The sequence below is a fragment of the Roseibacillus ishigakijimensis genome, from assembly GCF_016595415.1.
GTDB lineage: Bacteria > Verrucomicrobiota > Verrucomicrobiia > Verrucomicrobiales > Akkermansiaceae > Roseibacillus > Roseibacillus ishigakijimensis.
On sequence record NZ_JAENIO010000011.1, the window covers coordinates 23,937 to 47,264 of the forward strand.

Here is a 23,328-nt window from a genome sequence, read left to right on the forward strand (position 1 = left end):
GGTGTCGACTTTGGCCCAATCCTTCCGCTCCCGGAGTCTTTCCGAATGGCGCGGTCTTTTTTTGCAAATCGCTCTCCTGGGCTGGGTCACCGGCTATTGGTGGTGCCGGGGGCGCTGGGAGCATGATCTGTGGCTGCAGTGGGTCCTGCTGCCCGCCTTTGCTTGCAATGCCGACCGGGTCTGGGCCCTGTGGCAGGAGTGGTATCGGGGAGGCTGGCGGGAGAATGGCTGTCTGCTCGTTCTGCTCGGCCTCCTCGAGTGGCAATTCTGGATCACTGGCATTCGAGGCGGCGACTGGTGGGGCGGTCCGGGGAGCGGACGCGATTTCGTGCTGGCCCTCATCCTCCTCACCAGCTTCGCCCTCTTCCAGCGCGAGCCCGGGGCCCTGCGCCGTCTCGGCTGCGCCGTCATCTTCGTGGCGACCCTTGCCATCGCCTGCAGTCTCGTCCTATTTTACCTCGACTACGGTTTCTCCGAGCAGCGCTTTCGCCTCGTCTGGCGCTACGAACCCGGCTTCAATGCCGTCACCACCGGCCTCCTCGCTGGCTATGCCCTCGTCGTCACCGCTCTCGTCCCTTGGGGAGAAAACGGGTTTTTGCGCGGGGCAAAAGCCCTCGCTCTGCTCACCCTGTCCTTCGCCCTGTCCGCCACCGAGTCGCGGGGAGCGCTCCTGGCCGGCCTCGCCGCCGGGTGCGCGGCCCTGGGGCGGGGGCCTCTCCACCCCTTGCGGGAGCGCGCCGTTGTTACCGGACCCACCCTCATCCTGATGGGGGGCGGGTTTTTCTTCTACTGGGCCTTGGCGGCTGCTGCCGGGCAGAGCGAGGGTGAGATGGTCGCCCGTGGTTCGGCGGGACGTCTCACGATTTACGAGACTTATCTGTCCCAACTAAAGGGCTGGGACTGGTGGGTCGGGCAGGGGACGGTGGGGCAGCTGCCTCCGGAGATTCTGGGCTGGCTGGTGCATCATCCCCACAATGCCTATCTGGGGCAGCTCGTGGGCTACGGCCTTCCGGCCAGCCTTGTCTTCGGCGGACTTCTTCTCGTCGTCGGGTGGCGGCACTGTCGGGCGCGGGAGTGGCCCCTCTTCATCTTTGGTCTCACCGCCTGCCTCTTCGACGGGGGGCAGATCCTCAGCCTCTTCACCCTCGCCCGCTGGGAAACCCTTCTCGTCTTCCTTCCCCTCATGCTTTTTTGCGGGCGGGGGAAACAGGCTACTTAGCCTCATCCCGGCTTGGCAAAGGATCCGGGCGGCCCTCTCTTGTCGGGCAATTTCGTCACGCGACGGCGCTGTCTGAAATTGCGGGGGCTGCGGGCGCCCTGGGTAATGCAGACGGTCCTGCTAAGTGACCCGTCTGAAGCTTTTTGAAATCGCGGGGGCTGCGCGAGCGGGTGCTCGCGACGATTGCATTCCAAAGGTTTGTGCCGCAGGTTGCGAGCGTGGCTCGATTAGCGTTGCAGGCAATGGCCTCCCGAGCCGCGATAAGGCAATTTTTGCCTTGGGCTGGTTGGTCTGCGAGCGCGCCCTCGGGTTCGGGGCGGCACCACAGCACTCGCGATTTCAAAGAACAGCTTACCCCAAAGACGGAAGGATAAGGACGGTGCCACTTGGGCTGAAAAGTTTTAGAGCATTTTCCAAAAGTTTGTTCGTAAAAACGCAGAAAAGACTGGTACTGATTTCAAGCTTATTAGAGACTCTGTAATCGGAAGGTCACGACAACTCCCCGCAATCGAAAGCTGCTCACTCGAAGAGTTGAGAGTCGCCATTGATTGCTGCCCGGATCAGAAGGCCCAAAAGCGTCTGAACGCCATTCACCTGCTTCTTTGTGGGGCCAGTTTTGAACTCGCCCTCGCGCACAATGCCGTCAGCGAGCGCTGCTTGCAAAAATGGATCAAAACCTTCAACGAACGAGGAATTGATGGCATCACCTACAAGCCTCGATCGGGCCGGCCCCGTGTTCTTCCGCCCGAGTCCGTGCGACAACAAATCATCCCGCTCATTGATGAGCCCCAGAAAGCCGGGCAGGATCACTGGACCGCAGTGAAGCTCTGCGGCTATTTACGCGACGAGAAGGCGCTTGAGCTCAGCTACTCCACCCTCGTGCGCTACCTTCACGAGCATGACTATGCTCGTCGGATTCCACGGCCAATGCCCGAACCTCCGGACCGAGAACAGTGGCAAAACCAGCGTGAAGCCTTTGCAAACGAACTTCTTGAGTTGCTTGAAGCCCCACATACCCGGGTCTTTTTCGGAGATGAAGCCGGATTCGAAGGCGACCCTCGCCCCCGGCAACGTTGGGTCAAAAGAGGGTCCCGTCCCACCCAGGGATACTATGGAGGGCACATCCGGCAGAACGTTGTGGGAGCTGTCGAGCCCGCCACCGGACAGCTCGTCAGCCTGATTGTGCCGCACAACGATACTAAGGTCTTTCAGGCGTTTCTCGACACCATGGCCCGCGAAGTTCCCGACGAGGAGAAAGACGTTTGGCTAGTCCTCGACAACGCCAGTTGGCACAAATCCAAGTCGCTGAACTGGCACCATATCAAACCAAGATTTCTCCCTCCCTATAGCCCCGACTTCAATCCCATCGAAAGACTCTGGCAACACCTCAAAAGCCACTATCTCGCGGGATTTCTAACAAAGAGCGGCCTCGAACTAGCCGACAAGCTTGAGGCCTCAATCCGAAGCCTCCTCAGCACACCAGAAACTCTTCAGTCAGTCTGCAACACCCACTCCCCATAAACGAACGGACTTTTGAAAAACGGTCTATCCGATGAGCTCGGGGATGACTTTGCCACCGAATTGGCTGAGCTGCTTGTAGCGGCCGGCGTGGAAGTAGGTGAGCTTGTTGTCATCGAGCCCGAGGAGGTGGAGGAGGGTGACGTGGAAGTCGCGGATGGGGTGTTTGACATCGACGGCTTCGGCGCCCAGTTCGTCGGTGGCTCCTACGATGCTGCCGGCTTTCACCCCGCCTCCGGCGAGCATCATGGTCATGGCATTGGCGTTGTGGCCACGGCCGAGGGAGTAGACGCCGCCGCGTTTGTTGTTGTCGGGAGTGCGGCCGAATTCCCCTGTCCAAATGACGAGGGTGTCTTCCAGCATGCCGCGTTGCTTGAGGTCCTTGATGAGGGCGGCCATGGGTTTGTCCACAGCCCGGATGCGGGAGCGGTGGCCGCGCTCGAGGTAGTCGTGGCTATCCCATCCGCCGGAGAAAATTTGCACGAAGCGGGTGCCCTTCTCGACGAGGCGGCGGGCCAGGAGGCACTGGCGGCCGAAGTCCGCTGTCTCCTTGTCATCAAGGCCATACATCTCGCGCATGTATTGGGGCTCGCCCTCGATATCGACCACCTCGGGCACTTCCATTTGCATGCGATAGGCGAGCTCGTAGGACTCAATGCGGGCGGCGAGGTCGGCATGTTGTTGGTGCTGCAGGGCGTGCTCCTTGTTGAGGTAGCCGAGGGCGTCGAGAGCGGCGCGTTGGTGGGCCCGGTTCTTGTAATCTTGCGATTGCAGGTCGAGGATGGGGGCGCCTACGGGCCGCAGGGTGGTGCCCTGGTGATAGGCGGGCAGGAAGCCGTTGGACCAGTTCCGCGATCCGCCCTGGGGGAGGGCGTTCTCGGTGAGGACCACGTAACCGGGCAGATTGGCATTGCTACTACCTAGACCGTAGGTGGCCCAGGCGCCGAGAGCGGGATCGGCTCCCAGTCGGCTGCCGGTATTCATATGGAAAAGGGCTTCCGGGTGGTTGAGGGATTCGGCCTGACAGCCACGGTAGTTGCAGAATTCATCCACGATTTCGGGGTCGCGCAGATAGTGGAATTCGTCGCACATCTCGATACCGGATTGGCCGACTTTGCTAAATCCGAAGGGGCTGCCGACGAAGAATTTGAAGCCGGTCTCGAGGCCGGCGGTGAGTTTGGATTCGCTTTTATGGAGTTCCTGTAGCTTTGGCTTGGGATCGAAGGTGTCCATGTGGCCGGGTCCGCCTTCCATGAAGAGCATGATGACGTTTTTGGCCTTGGGGGTGGACATGGCGGGTTGGGGGGCGAGGGGATTGATGCCTTTAGCGGCTTCCTTGGCCAGGAGGTCGGTCATGGCGACGGAGCCGAGGCTGGCACCGAGGCCGTAGAGGAACTCTCGGCGGCTGAAGGGGGTGGCGATGGGGCGGGAGCAAAGGGGAGTGATCATGATGGAGTGGGAGTTGTGGGTTTAGTAAACGTGCACGAATTCGTTGCTATTAAAGAGGACCAAGCAGAAGTCGGCGAGGGCACGGGTCTCGGCGCTCACCTCGTGGGCTTTGGTGTCCGGGGTGTAATCTTCGAAGACGGGGAGGATTTCCTCATATTGGAAGGGTTGTCCTGAAAATTCCTCGATGAGGGTGCGGGTGATGGCGGTGGGATAGACCTTTTCTGCGGGAAGAGAGGTCTGGTGGTAGGCGCGCATCTCTTGGAGATAACTTTTCATCATCTCCAGCTCTTCCTTGCGGGGGGAGCGGCCGAGGGCGAGCTCGAAGCCGCGCTCGATTTGGCCGACCGGGTTGCTAGCTTCGCGCTCGAGGCGGAGGGCGAAGGCGATGGAGCGATCGGTCATCAGGTCGCTATTCATGAGGGTGAAGGCTTGCGGGGAAACCGAGGCCGAATCCCGCATTTCGCAGGAGTCATTGGGATTGGGCTGGTTGAAGGTTTCCAGGAAGGGATCGGCCATGCCGCGCACACGGTAGCTGTAGATGCTGCGGCGGTTGCGTTGCTCGGGGGTGGGCGAGGGCAGGTAGGCCGGGGCCAGCGAGAACTGGATCATGCGCGGCTGCAGGGCGACTTCCATATTGATTTCGGGCATCACGGGCAGTCCGCCTTGGGTGGGGTTCAGTTCGCCGGTGATCTTCAGCATACCATCGCGCAGCTCCTCGGCAGTGAGCCGCCGCACGGGGTAGTAGGCGAAAAGATCGTTGTTGGGATCGATGGTCTCCAGTTCCTCGTAGTGGGGGTGGCTGAAGGCCTGGCGGTAGGTCTCGGAAGACATGATGAGGCGGTGGAGGCGTTTGAATTGCCAGCCATTTTCCACGAAGTCGGCGGCCAGCCAGTCGAGGAGCTCGGGGTGGGTGGGCTTGGCTCCTTTCACGCCGAAGTTATTGGGGTTTCCGGCGATGGGCTTGCCAAAGTGTTGTTGCCAGATGCGGTTGACGATGGAACGGACGGTGAGGGGATTGTCTTCGTGGGCGATCCACTGGGCGAGGGCGAGGCGGCGGCCGTCGATGCTCTCTGGGATTTTGTAGGGATCTTCCGCATTTCCCGTGGGGGTGGGCAGGCCGAGGGGGCTCAGCACGCCGGGGGTGACCTTCTCGCCGGGGGCCTGGTAGGCGCCACCGCTGAAGATGAAGTGCTCGGGTTTCCAGTCCTTGGGCTTGTTGTTGGGCTTGAGGCGCAGCTTGCGGGCATTGAGGAAGCCGGGGTCGGGGCCGTTGTAGACGGATTGCACCATGGGCTGGTAGCGCTCCTGGCGGCGCTCCCAAATCCAGACATCCTGCTCGCGCACTTTCAGTTTGCCCTGTTCGTCGTAGTCGAGCCCGACGTGGCGGGGCGGCTTGACCTCGTCAGCCATGTCCTTGCGTTCTTCCAGGCTGACATAGGGGAGCTTGTTTTCCTGATACCACTGGCGGGCGGCCTCTTCCTGCTTGGCGAGGATTTCGTCGCGCTTTTCGGTGGCGTAGTTCAGGAGCCGGGTGACCAATTGCTTGCCTTCCTCGAAGCCCGCACGGTTTTCCGAGGAGAGGAAGGGGGCTCGGCGTTCGGCGAGCTGGGTGGCGGCGAAGACGGCGTAGAAGCGGTAGTAGTCGCGGGTGGGGAGGGGGTCGAACTTGTGGTCGTGGCACTTGAAGCAGCGCATGGTGGTGGCGAGGAAGGTCTGCCCCACCGAGTTCACGACATCGTCGACGTAGAGCTGGCGGGCCTCGGGGGCCATCACCATGGCGGGATCCCAGGGGCCGGAGCGGAGGAAGGAGCTGGCGACGAGCCATTCGCTCTCCTGCTCGTTGTAGAGGCCTTCGCGGCGGGCTTTTTCGAATTCCTTCTCGTTGGCCACGCGCTTGCGCAGGGAGTTGTCGGCCAGTTCATCTCCGGCGATTTGTTCCACGATGAACTCGTTGTAGGGCTTGTCCTCGTTGAAGGCCCGGATCACGTAGTCACGATAGCGCCAGGCGTTGGAGCGCTCGAAGTCATTGGACATGCCGCCGGTGTCGGCATAGCGCGCCACATCCAGCCAGTGCTGGGCCCAGCGTTCCCCGTAGTGGGGGCTGGCGAGGAGGCGGTCGATGAGGTCGTCCCAAGCCTTGGTGGGGTTTTTCTCCGAGGCGGCGAGGAAATCTGCGATTTCCTCCGGCGTGGGGGGCAGACCGGTGAGGTCGTAGCTCGCCCGGCGGATCAGGGTGCGCAGATCAGCGGGCGGGGCTTTCTCGACGCCGGCTTCCGTCAGTTTTTCCTGAATGAAGGAATCGATGGGATGGGGGGATTCGGGGGAGGGGGTGATGCTGCGGTCGAGGGGCAAGAAGGCCCAGATGTCCTGGGGATTGTAGCGACGGTAGGTCCAGGTATCGGCGAGGCCTCCGGAGTTTTCAATGAGCACCCCAGCAGCGGTTACTTTGCGTTCCCGTTCAGCGAGAAAGATTTCCTCCTGCACACTCTCTTCGGGCCAGGGCGCGCCGTCCGCGATCCACTGTTCCAGGTCCGCGATCTGCCGGTCGTCGAGCCGATCGTTCTCTTTGGGTGGCATCTCATAGTCGGGGTCCTCCCAGCGCACTGTCTTCATGAGGAAGCTGGCGGCGGGATCGCCGGGCACGAGCACGTCGGTGAAGTTGTCACCTCCGTGAAGGAGTTTTTCGAGGGAGCTCATATCGAGTCCGCCCTTAATCTTTTGATTGGGGTCGCCGTGACAGCCGAAGCACTTCTCGCTGAGGACGGGAAGGACATTGATGGTGAAGTGGCGTTCCTGCTCGGTGAACTCTCCGTGCACGCTGGAGGAGAGGGCTAGGAGGGCCAGGAGGGCGGAAAGGGGGTGCTTTTTCATGGAATGGATTAGGGTTTGCCGATTTCGTAGAGATTTTTGATTTCCTCCGCGCTGAGGGCGGTGGCGAAGAGAGCGAATTCGTCAATGGCGCCGTTGAGATTGCGGACTGCAAAGTCGGGGTCCTGACTGTAGGGCTCGCTCCAGTTGCCGATGGAGGCGGCTCCGATTTTGACGGCTTTGACGACCATTTCCTCCGGCAGATGGTCTTCGCTGATGGCCTGGCCATTGAGGTAGTGGGTGGTGGTCTGGCGATGGCTGTCGTAGACGGTGGCGATTTGCATCCACTGGCCACTCTGGGCCGGGGTCCAGATGGGCGGGGAGTGGGCGATGTGCTTGTGGGCCTTGGCCGGGGGATCGTAGGCCTTGACGGAAAAGAACAAGCGTCCGTCGGCGAGAATTTGCCAATGGGGCTCATGCAGCTCGTGGCCGTCGGTGAGGAAAAGGGAATTGTAATGGCGGTCCAGGCTATCGATGCGCAGCCAACAAAAAAGAGTGAGGGCTTCGTGCTGGCCGGGGACCTGCAGGCGCACGCGGCTGCCGGTGGGGCCGAAGTCGAGGGCACGATCGCTTTCCCCCCAACGGTTGGGAACCCGGGAGGCGCGCACGATGGTGCCATGGCGTCCGTGGGGAGATTGGTCGGGGAGCTGGCGATTGCCGCGCTCGCTGCCTGGTCTGGTGAAGTAGGCGAGGAGGCGGGGGTCATTCCGCAGCCCGTCGCTGTGTTCTTCCCACGCTTGGCGGCGCCGTTCGCTGCCCTGCTCGAAGTCGACGATTTTTGCAAAGAGGTCCACGGTCCGGGGTAGCTCGCCCCGTTGCCCGCCCGTCCAGCGCAGGGCTTCGCCATCAAGGAGATTCTCCATTGGCGCGGCGTGGGGGTGCCACTCCACTTCCCCCTCCAGCACCTGCAAATCATGGTGCTCGGGGGTGATGTTCATTGCGAAGCGGGTGCCGAGGTCGACCACTTCCCCCGAGGCCGTGCGCACGCGGAAGCCCTGCGCGGGCTCGGGCACGTGGGCCTGCAATCTGCCACGGTGAACGGTCATCTCCATCGCGGAGTGAATCTCGAATTCGGCCTCGCCCTCCAGGATCACTTGCACCCCGCTGAAAAGCTCCAGCTTGGCGAGCCCGGAAGTGAGCTGGAGGGGGCCGGTGGGGAGAAGTTCGCCGCGGGCAAGAACCCGGCTGGCCCAGACCGCGTCAGAGGATTCCGCCAACACGCCGAAGCCACTGGCCACGGCCTCATCGTGCGCGCGGGCCAGACCGGGGTCGGCGGGGGGCTCGCCAAGGGGGAGGAGAAGGAGAGCCAGGGAGGCTGCGGCGGCTGCCCCCACGCCACCCCAAAGCCAGCGGCGCGGATTGGCTCGCGAGGGTAGGGCCACGACCTTGTCCGTCGCCGGACGGGATTCCTCGTGCCCGGCCTGCTGGGTGAGCGCTTCGTGCAATTGCAGGCGTTCGTAGTAGAGCTGCCGGGCGCGGGCATCGACGTGCAGCTCGGCTTCCAGGCGCAGGAAGTCGGCTTCGCTACAAGCGCCATCGAGGACGCTGTCGATGAGGGCGGTCAATTCGCTGGGGGTCATGATTGGGTGGGGGGCTGGGTGAGTTTTTTCTCGATGCAGAGCTGCAGCTTGGAGCGCACCCGGTGCAGTGAGACCTTGAGGCCGCCTACGCTGCGTCCGATGCGGGCCGCGTATTCGGCGAGGGTGCCCTGCTCGTAATACCGGCTCGTAATGAGCTCGCGCTCGGTGCTTTTCAGGCGTCGCAGGCAGTCCTGGAGGGCTAGTTGCCGCTCTTGCAAATCATCGTTTTTTTCCGCGATTTCTTCCGCGAAGACTTCTTCCAGTTCTTCACTGAAGACGAGGCGGGAATCGCGGGCTTGTTTCTTGCGAAAATTGAGCACCTCGTAGCGGGCGATGGCAAAGGCCCAGGCCTTGAAGTTGGTGCCGCTGGCAAAGTCTCCCTGGCGCTTCCAGATGGTGGCATTGGCCTGCTGGGCGACATCGGCAGCCTGGCTCTGCCCCGGCATCAGCGAGGACACATAGAGCCGCAGGGCGTTCTGGTGTTCGGTGAGCAGGGCCACGAACTCCGCGCTGTCGGGATGAGGTTCTGGAGACGACTTTTCCATCAGGGCTGACAAGGGGAAATGTCGTTCGGCGGCGCGAGGTTAACATTTTTTGGAAAGTTTTTCCCTCCCGGGAGCCCGGGAAGGGAAATTGTGGCAAAAAAGAGGCCCGCAGGATTGACTAAAGGGCGCATTCCTTCGTCCAATCCAGACCAGCGATGAGGATGAGAGTAAAATGGATACTGATGCCAGTGGCGACCGGGGTGATTGTTTCGTGTGCTCCGGTGGCTCCTTACTCCGGGAATGGCCCGCTGGGGGTGCGCGAGCCTCTTGCTCCTCAGAGCGGGCCTCGTCAGTCCCAGACGTCGGATCCCCGGTTGACCAGCGGGCAGATGCGCACCATTCGTGAGCGACAGGCGGCCCAGGCGGCCGGCTCGGTGGGACAGGTGCCCTCCGCGCCGCTTCAGCGCCGGGGGCCTGCGGGGGTCGGTTCGGGAGGTAGTGCGCCGGGCAATCCGGCGGCCGCTGGTAGTGAGGTGTCGGCAGCCGATCTGCCGGGGCTGAGCTCCACCCAGGTGGACTATCGCTATGCCATCCCGGTGCCCGGTCGTGAGGGCCATGTCCTGGAGCCCTTCAACCACCGCATGGTGGATGTGCGGGGAGTGGAATCGGGGCGCTTGGTCTACGATGAGCGCGATCCGGCCAATCAGCGTCCGGATGGTTCTCTCCTGCCCGTGGCGGAGATGCCCCACAAGTTCCGGGTTCCCTGAAGAATCCCGGAACTTGTCAGAGGTGGTTGTGGTAAACAATTACAAGCCGAATTCCTTCAGCTTGGGCTCAATCGCTTCTGCCCAGCGCTGGTAGCCTTCCTCGTTGAGGTGGAGGGAGTCCGGCATGATGCTCTTGGGCAAGTGGCCGTCCTCTGCTAGAAAAACCTCGCCGATGTCGAGGAAATGGACGTTCTTCCCTTCGCCCAGCGCGGCGATTTTTTTGTTAATCGCTTCGTTGATCTTCCGCATCTCGCCCTCGGGGTGCTCGTCGCGCGGGAAGACCCCGAGAAGAAGAATCCGGGCTTGAGGGCAGCGGGCCCGCACATCGGAGACGATGCGGGAAATGCCGTCGGCGGTTTCCACCGGGTCCTGCTTGTTGTGGCCCGTGTTGTTGGTGCCGATCATGATGACGGCTGCCTTGGCATTCTGTTGGTTGCGGAGATTGCCATTGTTGAGCCGGTATTGCACGTGCTCGGTGCGGTCGCCGGAGAATCCGAGGTTGAGAGCCTTGCGGGGTCCGTAGAATTTCTCCCAAGTGGCCTGACCCACTCCTTCCCAGCCCTGGGTGATGGAGTCGCCGATGAAAATCAAATCGTGGCCTCCCTGGGCCGCTTGCTTGTTCTTGGCGGCGTGCCGCTTCTTCCACCAATCTTGCTCCAGCCGGTGGGTGGGAATGACGGCCGAGCTGGCCCGGTATTGATCCCGCACTTTCGCGAGCCGGGTCTTCAACTTGCCAAGGATTTCCGCGTAGGCGGGCTCGTCATGCAGTGATTTCATCTCCTGGGGATCATTCACGAGGTCGAAGAGGTTGTATTGATCGTTGTCGGGAAAATACATAAGCTTGAAGTGCTCGGTGCGGATGCCGTCGTGGGCCGCGACCTGATGGGTGCGCTCTCCGTAGTAGCGGTAGTAAATGTCCTCGCGCCAGCCCTCGGGAGCCTGCCCCTGGTTTTTCAGCACCGGCACCAGCGAGCGGCCTTGCATATCGGCGGGAATCTCGGCCCCCGCCCAGTCGAGGAAGGTCGGGCCGTAGTCGATATTCTGAATGAGAGTCTGGCTGATCTGGCCGGGCTGGATCACACCGGGCCAGCGGATGAGGAAAGGCATTTCAAGAGATTCCTCAAACATCCAGCGCTTGTCATACCAACCGTGCTCGCCGAGGTAGAATCCCTGGTCGGAGGAGTAGATGACGATGGTGTTCTCGGCCAAACCCTTGGCTTCCAGCTCGTCCAGAATGCGTCCGATGCCTTCGTCCATGCTGCGAATGGAGCGAAGATAGTCCTTGAGATAGCGTTGATACTTCCAACGCAGAATGTCTTCGTCGCTGAGCTCGCCCGCCTCCATTTTGGCCAAGAAGGCCTCATTCTTGGGCCCATAAGCCGCATCCCAGGCCTTCTTCTGCTCCTCGGTCATGCGGCGGTATTCGCCATTGGGAATGCCATCCGCAAAATACTTGGGAAAGCGGTTTTCGCCATGAAACTTCATGTCGTGACCCCAATACATGTCATTCTTGAGACTCATGGTCTGCTCCTTGAGGCTTTCATGACGGTTGGCGTAGTCGTCGAACAAGGTGTCGGGCTCGGGCAGGGTGACGTCGTCAAAAAGAGTGAGATGCCGCTCCGCCGGGGCCCAGTTGCGGTGGGGGGCCTTGTATTGCGCCATCATCAGGAAGGGCTTTCCGGACTCGCTGGCCTTGCCCAGTTGGTCGAGCGCGATCTCGGTGACCACGTCGTTGCAGTGGCCGGGATAGCGCTTCATCTTCCCGTCCATCTGCTTGAGGTCGGGATTGTAGTAAGAGCCCTGGCCGGGCAGGACTTCCCAGTGGTCGAAGCCCACCGGATCGGTGCCCAGGTGCCATTTGCCGACCATCACCGTGCGGTAGCCCGCTTCCTGCAAGAGGACGGGGAAGGTCTGCTGGTGACCGTCGAAGCGGGAGGTGTTGTTATCGAGATAGCCGTTGAGGTGGGAATGCTTTCCGGTGAGAATGCAGGCGCGCGAAGGGCCACAGATGGAGTTGGCGCAGAAACTGTTTTCGAAGAGCAGGCCTTCTTTGGCTAAGCGATCAATCTGGGGAGTGGGAGCGATTTCGTCCAGCCGTCCGCCCGGATAGGCCGAGATGGCCTCGGTGGCGTGGTCGTCGGAGAAGAGGAAGAGAATGTTCGGGCGTTCGGCAGCGAGTAGGGAACCCGCCGAGAGAGCCAGAGCCGCGAGGGATAGAATCGTTTTTGGCATCATTAGGAGGTTACGGAAAAATCGCTCATTTCCTAGCAGCTTTTTCGTTTGCCAAGTTGCGGGGAAAAGAGAGAGTGCTTCTTGTGAAAACCTTGCTGTTCTTCCTTCTGTGCGGTTATGCCTTTCTGTCAACGGTTTCCGCTGAACGCGCCCAGCTGTCGGAGACCGGGGTTTCAGTGGAGTTGCCTGCCGATTTCAAAACCAATGGGGTGGTGGAGGCTTACTTGCATCATTCGCAATCCCTGTTGGGTGGTCTGGCTATTGAGGGGGGCTTCGAAGAGGTCTATGCGGCGCGATTTGCCCCCACCGCTCCCCGGGTGGGCATTACCGAACGCATTTCGGCAGAAGTGGTCAAAATGGGAGAGTGGGAAGGGCGGCTTCTCCTCGAAAGCTCGGAATTGCTCGGACTCCACACCGAAGTGTGGCGCTGGGTTTTCGGCAATGAGGAGGAAACGCGCCTCGTTTACGGCAGCTACCCCGCCGATCGTCGCAAGGAAATGAGCGAGGTCCTCCGTGAGGCCGTGCTCAGTGCCTCTTGGCAAGGGCGCAAGGCGGTGACGGCTGCTTCCCAAAAGCGACTGGGGACCCCGCCTCCTTTCACGGTGACGGAGAGCGAGTTCCTCAAGCGCGTGCCCGTGCCCTTCGAGTTGGTGGTCCTGACCAAGGATGGCGGGATGCCTGATCCTGCCGCTCCCGGGAACCCTTTCGTCTCCATTTCCCAACGCCAGGAGCCCGAGTGGCAGGCACCCGGGGACTGGGTCGGGCTGAGCCAACGCACCCTGGCCCGGCGTGATGACTTGACCTTGGCGGCGGTGCCGGAAGCTCGCGCCGTGCTCGTCGGGGGGCAGGCGGTGGTGGTGCTGGATGCTCTCGCCAATCGGGCTGGGACGGACCTTTACCACCAACAGGCACTCATCCCGGCTGCGGACGGGTATTATCACTTTTCTGCGACCGTGGCGGCTGCGGATCGCGATCCTTGGCAGCAACGCTTCGAGGAGGTTCTCAAGACCTTCCAAACCCTTCCCGTTGAGAGTGATGACTAAGATTCCTGTTGGCGGAGAAACGGAACTCCCGCCGGAAGGGGAGGCTCTGCTGGAGGCCGCCCGGGCGGTGCAGTCCCGGGCCTACGCGCCTTATTCCCGCTTCCTGGTCGCGGCCGCCCTGCGTGACGAAAACGGCATGATCCATGTTGGGGTCAATGTCGAGAATGCGGCTTATCCCAACGGCACCTGTGCCGAGACCGCTGCCATTACCGCCATGGTCACTGCGGGGGCTCGCGAAATCGCGGCCATAGCTATCGTGGGCGGGAAGGGGGACTTCTGCCCTCCCTGCGGAGCCTGTCGCCAGCGGATTCGCGAATTTGCCCGGCCTTCTGCTCTTATTTTCCTGTCGGATGAGAATTCACAGCGACGGGTTCACACTTTGGGTGAATTACTGCCGGAGAGTTTCGGACCCGCCCACTTGTTGTCGAACTCGTGAGGCGGCTTGGGTTGGTGGCGATTGATTCTGCCTTCAGGGCCGACGACGAACGGCCAAGGCGAATGCTGAAAGTCCCAGGAGGGTTAGGGAGCTGGGTTCAGGCACTGCGCTCAGCACATAACCGTTCAAAATGCCGGCTCCTCCTCCGGGGCCGCTGCGTTTCGCCATGAAAACGACCGGGTTGGTGTCGGTGACTGTGAAGCTTACGGAATAAATGCCCGCTAGAATCTGGCCGTCCCCGCCGCCAAACACCCTTGCGGCTTCTTCCGCTCCTCCGAGGCGGTTGTTGATGTCGCTTCCGTCGTTTATCATGACCAGGTTCGTGCGTTGGGCATCTGCCCCTCCAAAAAGAAATTGCACCGTGTAGGTCTGACTCGGGTCTAGAGTGGTGAAGGTTAACCTCACTTCGTTGCCTCCGGAAGTGGCTCCGTTGGTTGTCCGACCGTTGAAAAGGTCATTGAACTCGGGAACCGATCCCGAGTGGTCGCTGTAGTTGGCTGTCGCAGTTTCAAAACTGATCGAGCCTGCATTGCTCGAGAGGGAGCCTCCCGTGAAGAGAGAGGAGGAAACATTGGTGAAAGGGATCCCGTTCACGGTAGTCCCTCCGATGGCTTCGCTCGTAAAGTTATGGGCTGCAATGAGATTGGCTCCCGGATTCCTGAGGTCCGAAGCCGAGGTGACTTCCCGAAATTGGTAGGAACCCTCCACCAGCGTGATCGCTGATTGCAAGGGGGCCGCCGTGATGAGAAAAAAGGAGCTGAGAATTGCGAGGGGTTTACGAGTGCTCTGCAAGGAGTTGTTTGTGGTGAATTTCATGGTTTATGGACAACGGGTTCTCTGGATTCTGCGATTATTTTAAATCCTGATGGAATTATTTTCATAAACAAAATCGCTAAAGTCAATACTTCGTATTGATTTATTGTTCCGAAGTCCGCCGCCAAGGGCGAGAGCAGAGAAAGTGGGGTTGGCGAATGGGAACCTTTTCGCCTGTTTGTAATCGCCAAAGGACCGTTTTTCGGACAGCTTTCATGCCATGGATCCTCTCATCATTCTTCTCATTCTGATCGTCCTCGTGGTCGTCGTGGGCCTGTGGTTGATGTCGCAATACAATGGCCTCGTGAAGGCGCGAAACCGCTACCGCAATGGGTTTGCCCAGATCGATGTCCAGCTCAAGCGTCGCCACGACCTCATTCCCAATCTGGTGGAAACGGCCAAGAGCTTCATGAAACATGAGCGCGAAACTCTCGAAGCGGTCATTGCGGCGCGCAATGCGGCGGAAAGCGCGCGTTCGGGGGCCTCTCCCGAGAAGCCCGAAAGCGTGCAGAGCCTGGGAGCCGCTGAAGGCAGTCTGGGCGGCACTCTGGGGCGGCTTTTCGCTCTCAGCGAGAGTTACCCGGAGCTGGGTTCCAATCAAAATATGCTGCAATTGCAGGAGGAACTCACCAGCACTGAAAACAAAGTCGGTTTCTCGCGCCAAGCTTACAATGACGCGGTGACGGCCTACAACACCAAGCGGGAGAGTTTTCCCACCAACATCTTCGCCAATCTTTTCAACTTTGGTCCTGCCGCTCTCTTTGAGGTCAGCGAACCCGGCGAACGGGACCGGGTCGACGTGAAGTTCGATTAAGCGATTCGCCGCCATGGACTTTTTTCAAGCCCAGGACGAGGCCCGCAAGAAGACCGGTTGGCTTCTCTTCGCTTTTCTCTTCTGCGTGGTCGGGGTGGTGGTCTCCATAGCCCTGCTCTCGTGGGGGCTCTCCATTCTCATCGGGGAAAATCTGCCCCTGCCCTTCACCGCTTCCATCGGGGCGGGCGTGGGTGGGCTCATCCTACTCGCCAGCGGGTTCAAGGCCCTCCAGCTGCGGGGTGGGGGGGGAGTGGTGGCCCGCGACCTCGGCGGGCGACTGGTTGATCCCTCGACCACCGAGACCCATGAGCGACGCCTTCTCAATGTGGTGGAGGAAATGGCCATCGCCTCTGGGGTGCCTGTGCCGCAGGTCTATGTGATGGACGAGGAGGGCGATATCAATGCCTTCGCGGCTGGCACCGAACCCGGCAATGCCGCCATCGGGGTCACTCGCGGTTGTCTCACGCTCCTGAACCGTGCCGAGCTGCAAGGAGTCATCGCCCACGAGTTTTCTCATATTCTCAATGGCGACATGAAGCTCAACATGAGGCTGATTGGCTGGATATTCGGCTTGGTCGTGCTCACCATCATGGGGCGGGGGATTCTCCACAGTCTGCGCTTTGTCCGTGTCAATGGCAGCAATCGCGAGGGCAATAGCACGGGGGCCATCCTCTTGGCCATTCTTGCCGTCGGCCTGGGGCTGCTTGTCATCGGGGGCATCGGCACCTTTTTTGCCCGCGTTCTCCAGGCGGCGGTCTCACGGCAACGCGAATTCCTGGCCGATGCCTCGGCGGTGCAGTTCACCCGCGAGCCCGAGGGATTGGCCGGAGCCCTGAAAAAAATCGGGGGAGCGGGCTCCAAGATTCAATCTGCCAAGGCGGCGGAGGCCAGTCACTGCTTTTTCGCCAATGGTGGGCTCTTTGCCTTTGGCTTCGCCACCCACCCTCCTCTGGAGGTGCGCATTCGTCGTTTGCAGAAGGACTGGGACGGTCACTTTTCCGCCAGTTCCCTCGCCCCCATCGCGGCCAGAGAGTCTTCCCCAAGCCGCGAACGCGATGCTCGCCTGGCGGGTTTTGCCGATGCCAGTCGTCTGGGGGACAGCGCCCGGGTCCATCTGGCCCAAGGTCACCGCCTCCGGGAGGAGTTGCCGCGCGAATGGCAGGAGGCCGTCCACCACCGGGAAGAGGCGCAAGCTCTCGTCTTCGGCCTCTTGCTCGCAGAAGACCAAGCCCTCCGTGCGGAAGAAGTCGCGACCCTGCGGGAGAAAGCCGGACCCGATGCCGCCGAGCTGGCCCTGCGCTGGCAAGGCGCTCTCGGAGAAGCCCATTCCGCCAACAAGATTGCCCTCATCGACCTTGCGGTGCCCACTTTGCGCAATCTTTCCCGCCCGGAATACGAGCGCTTTGTTGGCTTGTCCCGAGACCTCATCGCGAGCGATGGCCGGGTCGACATCTTCGAGTTCATGCTGCAGCGCCTCATCGAGCACCACCTCGCGGGTCATTTTGCCCACCGGGGAAGCCCGCGCATTCGCTATCATCAGATCAGCGACCTCAGTTCCGAGGCCGAGCTTTTGCTCTCCGCCTTTGCCCATCTCAATCCCGAACCCGCACAAGCCTTCGAGCAGGGATGGCGCGAGCTTGCTCTCGCTTCCGGTCAGTTGCGGCCGGCTGGCGAAATTGACTTGAGCAAGATCAACCGCCATCTGGAGCGTTTCGAGGAGGCCTCCCCCCTTCTCAAGCGCACCTTCCTGCAGGCCTGCACCCGCACCGTCGCCAGCGACGGCCAATTGTCCAGCCGCGAGGCCGAGCTGCTGCGAGCCATGGCCGATAGCATTGGCTGCCCGCTGGCCCCTTGGGTGGAGGAGCTGGAGCATGGCGAGCGCTGAGAAAACCATCTCGCCGTCCAGTTGCCCGGTAGTGACTTGACGAAAGAGTGACCCGTTTTTGCTTGTTCTCCCGGGGGGGCGGGCGGGTCTCTTTGTCCCCCCGAGCACTCCGCACTTGAGTTTCTTTTCGTTGTGGCGACATTGGGCCCGCGTGGAAAGAAGCCGGACACCTTGGTGGCAATGGCCCAACCTGCTGAGCCTCGATGCTCCGCTGGTTGCGGTGGCGTGGCTCTGGATGTTTTCACGCTTCTACTTCATTGAGGTTCAGGATCCGGCTGTCTATGGTGTCTTGGCTGGTTTGGTCTGGGTCATCTACGTCGTGGACCGCATCCGCGATGCCTCCTCCTCCACCCCGGAGCTCCGGGACCGGCATCATTTTCACGACCGTCACCGCCGGGTCTTGCTGTCCCTGGCTGCCCTCGTTTTTCTGGCCTCCATCGTCGGCTTCTTTCTGGGAGTGCCCTTCAGCATGCTCTGGGACTGGCCCCGGGGCTACCCGGCCTCTTTTGCCGCCTTTCTCCAGGCGAGCCTCACCCACGGGATGGTTGTTCTGGGGATGGCGATTCTCTTTTTCTTCCTCGGCTTCCGTTCCAACCGGGGAATGGACTTTGCGCTCTTCAAAAACGGGTGGGTCGCCCTCACTTTCGCTTTCGGCACCGCCGCCGGCGCTCATTTCTACTCCTATGCGAGCGTGCTGGACATGATCACCTCCTTCGAGGCTCTCGGTTTCGCCTTCCTCTGCCTCATGAATCTCAATGCCATCGAGCTCTGGGAGCGGGAAGAGGCCGCCGGAGAAGATTATCCCCAGCGAGATTTTCTTCTCAGCTTGCCACTTTTACTCATCGGCGGGACCTCGCTGTGGGCTGCTCTCTATTGGCATGACTATCACAAGCCCTTCTACTATTCCATGTTGGTCGCCTCGGCAGCCTTGCTGATGCTCGATCACTTCCGGGTCACCCTTTCGGCCCGGCTTCTCCGCGTTCTCGCCGATCTCGCCCTCCTTCTCCCGCTCCCCATCTTCTGGTTCTGGTTCTGAGGTAAGAACGCGGCCGGAGGTGAAACCTCCATTGGCGGAGTAAGTCTCAAGATTCTTATCGTGAGTTCTCCACGTCATTTTTTGGAGTCCTCCCGACGCCCTTGCGTAAACCTTAGTCGTAGTTGAATTAGTAATCAAATTTTATAATTATTAGCAAAATTTTCCCGGTAATCATTGATGAAATTATTGCAAAGTTGTTGATATAAATAGAAAAGTTCCTAATGTAGCTTGACAAATAGTGGTTAAAAACAGATGAAGCCGCGTCCTCCGATGGCACGCATAATGACCTTGCGATTCCATAGTTTGCTTTTTCTGCCGCTCTGCCTCACACAGGTTTGGGGTCAAGACGAGAACCCGGTCGACGGGCAGCAGGCCGGTTTGCCGATTGAAGAAGTGGCTGTCGTTTCCTCTTCCGCTCAGGCAGAAGGGGTGGAGCTGCCTCTGGAGGAGTATCTCCAAATTTCATCATTGCAGAGCGAGTCAGGCGAGCTTGCCACCCATGCAGTGCCGCCGCCCTCCGTTTTGCCCGAGGAGGTTTCCGTTCAAGAGGCTCTTGCTGGAGAAGAAACCTCAGGGGAGGGCGGGCGTCTCCCGGAACCGGTGCACAGCCTTGATTCGGAAGTTATTCTTCCCCTTGAAGGCGGGCCAGTCAGTCAGAAAAGGCCTCTCACCTTCGAAGAGGCCGAGCGAGCCGAGGAAGATTTTTCTTTCGATGAGTTTGAAAAGGTGGAGGTGAGCTTGGCCACGGTCTTTGAGTACGACACGAATCTGCTCTTGAGTGAAGAGGATGAAGTGCAGGCTACTTCCTTTTCTATTAGCCCGACTCTTCGTTATCTTTCCGCTCCCGAGGGAGGGGCATTGTGGATTGGGAAGTTTACTTATACTCCCACTGCGCAGTTATTCTTTGAGGACTCCGATTATAACAGCGTGGATCATCTTGCGGGCGTGGGGCTGTCCTATAGCGGCGCGGTGATCGAGTTGAATACTCTCGCTGGTTACCGGGAAAAAACAGATAGCGATCGGTTTGAGGGGGGACGGGTTGAAGACCGTTTGCTCACCTTCGCTCTCGATACGGAATATTATCTCTCCGAGAAGACCGCTTTGGTGGCGGAGTTTGCTTACGGAAGCTTTCGCGACGATCGCGCCAATTCGCGCGAAGCCGATAGTGTGATCGCGTCATTGACCGGCTATTGGAGCTTCACCCCACTCGTGCGCTTGGGACCTTCCATTCGCTACGGCTCGAGCGATTCCGATAATTTTGGTCGCACCACGGCAGTGGCGGCTTTGTTGCGCGGCCAGTATGAATTGAGCGAAGTGGTGCGACTGGGCTCCTTCCTTGGAGTCGAGCGCAGTGACAAGGATTTCGACGATTCCAGTGACACTGCTTTCACCTTTGGGGTTGATTTTCTCTACGAAGATCCTCTCTTGCCTTGGTCGCTCTCAGGAGAGTGGGCCCTCCAGTCGGTGCAGCGCTTGAATTCGCTCAGCACCCGGCTCGGCGGCGGCGAGTCCCGTTGGGGAGGTCGCTTGCAGGCCAACTACCAGTGGACCGACTTCACTCGCTTCTCTCTTTCTCTTCTCTATCAGCCCATCCCCGACCCCGGAGGAAGCCGCTATTCGGTCAACGATTTGTCTTTCTCCATTGGGGGGCAACACGATTTCGGCGATTCCCTCGTTGGCCTTCGCTACTACCACACTCTCTCCCAGTATGAAGCCTTGCAGGGTTTCGGTCCGACTCCTGACGACCAGTCCCTTTCGGGGGTTCGCTTTTCCTACGAACGGAAAATGTTCGACGATCTCTTCCGACTTGGCAGCTATCTTGCTTATAGCTCTGGTGATGGTCAAACCTCCTGGAGTCGTAATCAAATTGGTGTAACTTTCGATTATGCCTTTTAGTCTTTATCGGTTGATTAGTGGTAATAAAAAATATGAAGACTCTTATTTTCTTTTTCAGTTTTATGATGGGTCTCCCGCTTAGCTTGCTTGGCCAGGACTCCAATGGTGAAGCCTATCTTCTGAAAGGGAATGATGAAGTCCGGCTCAACGTCTTCGGCGAGCCCGACATGAGCCGTGAAGTGCGCCTCACGGCCACCGGAGAAGCTTCCCTCCCCTTGTTGGGCTCGGTCAAACTGGGCGGGATGAGCCTAGGGGCTGCAGAGGAGCGTGTGGCCGAGCTTTATCGCGGCGATTACCTGGTCGAGCCACGAATCAGCATCAACCTTCTCAATGCGGCCAGTGAGCGCGTGATGGTGATGGGTGCCGTTCTCAACCCCGGCTCGGTGGAAATCCCCGCCAATACCACTCTGGACCTCGTCAGCGCCCTGGGTTCGGCCGGTGGCTTCACCGCCCAAGCGCAGCCCGAAAAGATCGAGCTCGTCCGGGGCTCGCAATCCTTCGTCTATGGCTTTGCCCAACTGGGAGCGGCTGATTCCAATCCCATCATGCTCAAGCATGGCGACATCATCAACGTTCCCACCAACCCCTTTGTGAACAAGTCCGTGACCATCGTGGGCGAGGTGGAGGCTCCCGGCGAACGCCCTTACCCGACTTCCGGCACCCTCGAACTCCAGACCCTCATTGGCTTGGCACAAGGAGTCACCGAAGAGGCCGATGTCAATCTGATCAAACTCAAGCGCGCCGATCGCGTCATCCGTCTCAGCCTTCCTTCCGATTCCGCCTTCCCCATCCTCCCTGGCGACGTCGTGACCGTGGCCGAAAGCCAGTATGTCGATGAGTTCGTCACCATCCTCGGCGAAGTGGGCCGACCCGGTCCGGTGGCCTTCCCCAAGGACGGCAAGCTCGACCTTCTCACCGCACTTTCGCTGGCCGGTGGATTCGACCGCCTCGCCAATAAGAAACGCGTCGTGGTCAGCCGTCAGGTCAATGGCGTCAGCAAGGCGGTCCGCCTCGATGTCGCCGAGATGGAAGAAGGGCAGACCGGCCTCTTCTTCCTGCAGCCCGGCGATACCGTCACCATCCCTGTCCGGCGCTTCTAAGCCTCCCTTCTTCCCGTCGCTCCCTTCCCAACAACCCCCTCCCAATCCATCCCAATGTCAAATCGCAGCCGCGCCCGCCAGTTTGAAAATCGTAAAGAGCTCCTCGATGATTCTCGCGAGGCTTACGAAGACGAATTCACTGGTGGAGAAGGTATTCTTAATCTCCGTGACTTGGTCGAACGCCTCTTGGTTCGTTGGCCCTGGATTCTCCTCTGCACTCTGATTGGGCTTTCCATCGGCTTCTTTCTCATCTGGCGCGCCAGCCCCCAATTCGAATCAACCACCACCGTCCTCGTTCGCGACAACAATGCCGGATTGCTGGGCGATCGCGATAGTGCGGACTTCGATTTGCAAAAGGAGGAGGCCCTCGAGACCATTCGCGCCAGTTTCACTACCCTTGAGCTCTGCCAGGCCGTGATGACGGCTCCCGAAATCCAAAAGGAACGCAATCTCATCCCCGCCGGTCCCAAGGAGCTCCCCCTCATTGGCAATCCCGACGCTGAGCCTCCCTCCATTTCCGATTTCACCGAGGAAGAATTGGCTGAAATGCTGCAGGATTGGCTCACGGTGGAAGTGCGCCGCAACACCCGCCTCATCGATATCACCATCAACCACGAAGACCCGGATGTCGCCCGCCACCTCGCCAACGAGTTCGTGACCCAGTATCTCGCCATGCGTTCCGATAAGAAGGCGAGCCGCTCCCAGGACAACCTCACCTATCTCATGGGCGAGTCCAACCGCGTCAAGAGCGACCTCCAGCAAGCCCAGAACGTCCTCGCCAGTTACAATACCCCTCTCGAATATGAGGAAGCCCTGCGCGAGGCCGAGACCGAGGTGGCGACCCTGGCCCTCCGCTACGGCCCCCTCCATCCCAAAATGAAGGAAGCCCAGGGCAACTTGGAGAATTCCCGCCTCAAGCTCCGTGCCGCCCTCCTCAAAGCCATCAACAACCCCATCGATGCCGAATACTGGCAACCCTACCTTGTGGGCGACAAAAGCGAACTCGCCGATACCGAGTCTCTCAACGAATTCCGCGACCTTTTCGTGGCGCGCCGCACCGTCTTGGAAAGCGAAATTGCCAGCCAGAACTCTCTCTACTCGACTCTCCTGGCCCAGATGGAAACTCTCGAACTCGGCGTTGATACCAGCGAGGCAGAGGTCTCCGTCCACTCCGTTGCCCGCGAGGGTGTGCAAGTCGCTCCCCGCAAAAGCCTCATGCTTGCCGGAGGACTCATGTTCGGTGGTGCCATGGGCCTGGCCTTGGCTTTCCTCCTCCAGTTGCTCGACAACAAATTTCACAAGCCCGATGACCTCGAGTCCCAATTCGGGGTTCCCGTCATCGCCGCCATCACCAAGCTCGAGGACAAGATGGTCGCCGACAAAGCCACTGCCGGGCATTCCCTCCAGGATGGTCTCGACAAGCGCCTCCTCTTCCTCAACGACGACACCAAAGAGAACTACCTCGAGATGTTCCGCGTGCTGCGGGCCTCCATCCTCTTGCTGGGCTCGGGTGATCAGCGTAAAATCACCAGCGTGCTCTCGGCCGGTCCCTCTGAGGGAAAAAGCTTCGTCGCTGCCAACCTCGCCAGCGCTTTCGCCCAGCAGGGCCAAAAGACCCTCCTGGTGGACTTCGACCTTCGCAAGCCCTCCCTCCACAAACTGTTCCGCCAGGATCGCAAAGAGCATCCTGGCCTGGTCGACTATCTCGCCGAGGTCAACTCCCTCGAAGAGTCGATTCAAGAAGCTCCTATTCACCCCAATCTCGACCTCCTCCTCACTGGCTCCAAGGCCCCCAGTCCGGGCGAACTCCTGAGCCAGGACAAACTCAAGAAGTTTTTGGCCGAAATCGGCTCTCGCTACGACCGCATCGTCATCGATACCGCCCCCATTCTCCCCGTTCCCGATACCCGCCTGCTCGCTCCCCTCGTGGACAACCGCCTCTTCGTGGTGCGTGCCGACCAGGCCACCCGTGGCGGCGTTTCCAGCGCCCTCAAGACTCTCGAACAAACCGGCTCCACCCCCCACGGCTTCGTCCTCAACGGCTACGAAGAACGTCGTGGATTCGGTAAAAAAGGTTACTACGGCTACTACGCCTACGGCTATGGATCCAGCTACGGCGAGGTCTATGGAGAAGGGGAGTGATTCCTTCTATACAGGTGTCCGAGCAGTACAAATTTTTTGGACAGA

Annotated in this window: 17 protein-coding genes; 11 read left to right on the plus strand and 6 right to left on the minus strand. The window is 60.0% G+C overall.

Annotated elements, in window-relative coordinates; translation table 11 throughout:
* The first annotated feature begins 1 nt into the window (after position 1).
* The gene (locus JIN78_RS06065; RefSeq protein WP_200391056.1) at positions 2–1,219 is read left to right on the plus strand and encodes a hypothetical protein; all 1,218 of its coding nucleotides are present in this window, start codon (positions 2–4) and stop codon (positions 1,217–1,219) included.
* A 531-nt stretch (positions 1,220–1,750) separates the two neighbouring features.
* Positions 1,751–2,740, plus strand: a complete 990-nt coding sequence (locus JIN78_RS06070; RefSeq protein ID WP_200391057.1) for an IS630 family transposase — start codon at positions 1,751–1,753, stop codon at positions 2,738–2,740.
* Positions 2,741–2,764: 24 nt separating this feature from the next.
* Here the strand turns inward: JIN78_RS06070 and JIN78_RS06075 are convergent, their stop codons facing one another.
* From JIN78_RS06075 to JIN78_RS06090, 4 genes are read right to left on the minus strand one after another with little or no spacing between them, the layout of a single operon-like run.
* A complete protein-coding gene (locus JIN78_RS06075; RefSeq protein WP_200391058.1) occupies positions 2,765–4,186 on the minus strand; it encodes a DUF1501 domain-containing protein in 1,422 nt (473 codons plus the stop codon).
* 21 nt (positions 4,187–4,207) lie between these two features.
* Positions 4,208–7,057, minus strand: a complete 2,850-nt coding sequence (locus JIN78_RS06080; protein WP_200391059.1) for a PSD1 and planctomycete cytochrome C domain-containing protein — start codon at positions 7,055–7,057, stop codon at positions 4,208–4,210.
* Between the two features lie 8 nt (positions 7,058–7,065).
* Positions 7,066–8,634: a LamG-like jellyroll fold domain-containing protein gene (locus tag JIN78_RS06085; RefSeq protein WP_200391060.1), complete on the minus strand. Its 1,569-nt coding sequence runs from the start codon at positions 8,632–8,634 to the stop codon at positions 7,066–7,068.
* Complete coding sequence (locus JIN78_RS06090) at positions 8,631–9,179, minus strand: sigma-70 family RNA polymerase sigma factor (protein ID WP_200391061.1); 549 nt, start codon at positions 9,177–9,179, stop codon at positions 8,631–8,633. Before JIN78_RS06090 ends, JIN78_RS06085 begins: the two co-directional genes overlap by 4 nt.
* 182 nt (positions 9,180–9,361) lie before the next feature.
* Between JIN78_RS06090 and JIN78_RS06095 the strand changes: the two genes are divergently transcribed.
* Positions 9,362–9,886, plus strand: coding sequence for a hypothetical protein (locus tag JIN78_RS06095; protein WP_200391062.1), 525 nt, complete (start codon positions 9,362–9,364; stop codon positions 9,884–9,886).
* Positions 9,887–9,925: 39 nt separating this feature from the next.
* On the opposite strand, the gene JIN78_RS06100 is transcribed toward JIN78_RS06095, so the two are convergent.
* On the minus strand, positions 9,926–12,118 hold the full coding sequence (locus JIN78_RS06100) for a sulfatase/phosphatase domain-containing protein (RefSeq protein ID WP_200391063.1): 2,193 nt from the start codon (positions 12,116–12,118) through the stop codon (positions 9,926–9,928).
* Positions 12,119–12,201: 83 nt separating this feature from the next.
* On the opposite strand from JIN78_RS06100, the gene JIN78_RS06105 reads away from it, so the two are divergent.
* Together JIN78_RS06105 and JIN78_RS06110 are read left to right on the plus strand one after the other, a co-directional pair.
* Positions 12,202–13,161, plus strand: a complete 960-nt coding sequence (locus tag JIN78_RS06105) for a hypothetical protein (RefSeq protein ID WP_200391064.1) — start codon at positions 12,202–12,204, stop codon at positions 13,159–13,161.
* Entirely contained in the window at positions 13,154–13,597 is a 444-nt protein-coding gene (locus JIN78_RS06110; protein WP_200391065.1) for a cytidine deaminase, read from the plus strand. Before JIN78_RS06105 ends, JIN78_RS06110 begins: the two co-directional genes overlap by 8 nt.
* 33 nt (positions 13,598–13,630) lie before the next feature.
* Here JIN78_RS06110 and JIN78_RS06115 read toward each other — a convergent pair whose 3' ends face one another.
* A complete protein-coding gene (locus tag JIN78_RS06115) occupies positions 13,631–14,413 on the minus strand; it encodes a PEP-CTERM sorting domain-containing protein (protein ID WP_200391066.1) in 783 nt (260 codons plus the stop codon).
* A 217-nt stretch (positions 14,414–14,630) separates the two neighbouring features.
* Here JIN78_RS06115 and JIN78_RS06120 point away from each other — a divergent pair, with 217 nt between their 5' ends.
* The 6 genes from JIN78_RS06120 to JIN78_RS06145 all read left to right on the plus strand — a co-directional run bounded on the left by JIN78_RS06120 (position 14,631) and on the right by JIN78_RS06145 (position 23,283).
* Positions 14,631–15,224 carry a LemA family protein gene (locus tag JIN78_RS06120; protein WP_200391067.1) on the plus strand — a complete coding sequence of 198 codons (594 nt, stop codon included), beginning with the start codon at positions 14,631–14,633 and terminating at the stop codon, positions 15,222–15,224.
* 13 nt (positions 15,225–15,237) lie between these two features.
* On the plus strand, positions 15,238–17,109 hold the full coding sequence (locus JIN78_RS06125; protein WP_200391068.1) for a M48 family metallopeptidase: 1,872 nt from the start codon (positions 15,238–15,240) through the stop codon (positions 17,107–17,109).
* Positions 17,110–17,224: 115 nt separating this feature from the next.
* Complete coding sequence (locus JIN78_RS06130; protein ID WP_200391069.1) at positions 17,225–18,145, plus strand: hypothetical protein; 921 nt, start codon at positions 17,225–17,227, stop codon at positions 18,143–18,145.
* Between the two features lie 282 nt (positions 18,146–18,427).
* On the plus strand, positions 18,428–20,041 hold the full coding sequence (locus JIN78_RS06135) for a hypothetical protein (RefSeq protein ID WP_200391070.1): 1,614 nt from the start codon (positions 18,428–18,430) through the stop codon (positions 20,039–20,041).
* Positions 20,042–20,073: 32 nt separating this feature from the next.
* The gene (locus tag JIN78_RS06140) at positions 20,074–21,141 is read left to right on the plus strand and encodes an SLBB domain-containing protein (RefSeq protein ID WP_200391071.1); all 1,068 of its coding nucleotides are present in this window, start codon (positions 20,074–20,076) and stop codon (positions 21,139–21,141) included.
* Positions 21,142–21,195: 54 nt separating this feature from the next.
* Positions 21,196–23,283, plus strand: a complete 2,088-nt coding sequence (locus JIN78_RS06145) for a polysaccharide biosynthesis tyrosine autokinase (protein ID WP_200391072.1) — start codon at positions 21,196–21,198, stop codon at positions 23,281–23,283.
* The last annotated feature ends 45 nt before the right edge of the window (positions 23,284–23,328 follow it).

Bases quoted from the DNA above. Each gene is read 5' to 3' on its own strand.
- JIN78_RS06115 (WP_200391066.1), bottom strand. From the start codon at position 14,413: ATGAAATTCACCACAAACAACTCCTTGCAGAGCACTCGTAAACCCCTC.
- JIN78_RS06095 (WP_200391062.1), top strand. From the start codon at position 9,362: ATGCCAGTGGCGACCGGGGTGATTGTTTCGTGTGCTCCGGTGGCTCCT.
- JIN78_RS06120 (WP_200391067.1), top strand. From the start codon at position 14,631: ATGGATCCTCTCATCATTCTTCTCATTCTGATCGTCCTCGTGGTCGTC.
- JIN78_RS06145 (WP_200391072.1), top strand. From the start codon at position 21,196: ATGTCAAATCGCAGCCGCGCCCGCCAGTTTGAAAATCGTAAAGAGCTC.
- JIN78_RS06085 (WP_200391060.1), bottom strand. From the start codon at position 8,634: ATGACCCCCAGCGAATTGACCGCCCTCATCGACAGCGTCCTCGATGGC.
- JIN78_RS06125 (WP_200391068.1), top strand. From the start codon at position 15,238: ATGGACTTTTTTCAAGCCCAGGACGAGGCCCGCAAGAAGACCGGTTGG.
- JIN78_RS06090 (WP_200391061.1), bottom strand. From the start codon at position 9,179: ATGGAAAAGTCGTCTCCAGAACCTCATCCCGACAGCGCGGAGTTCGTG.
- JIN78_RS06110 (WP_200391065.1), top strand. From the start codon at position 13,154: ATGACTAAGATTCCTGTTGGCGGAGAAACGGAACTCCCGCCGGAAGGG.
- JIN78_RS06075 (WP_200391058.1), bottom strand. From the start codon at position 4,186: ATGATCACTCCCCTTTGCTCCCGCCCCATCGCCACCCCCTTCAGCCGC.
- JIN78_RS06080 (WP_200391059.1), bottom strand. From the start codon at position 7,057: ATGAAAAAGCACCCCCTTTCCGCCCTCCTGGCCCTCCTAGCCCTCTCC.
- JIN78_RS06140 (WP_200391071.1), top strand. From the start codon at position 20,074: ATGAAGACTCTTATTTTCTTTTTCAGTTTTATGATGGGTCTCCCGCTT.
- JIN78_RS06135 (WP_200391070.1), top strand. From the start codon at position 18,428: ATGACCTTGCGATTCCATAGTTTGCTTTTTCTGCCGCTCTGCCTCACA.
- JIN78_RS06100 (WP_200391063.1), bottom strand. From the start codon at position 12,118: ATGCCAAAAACGATTCTATCCCTCGCGGCTCTGGCTCTCTCGGCGGGT.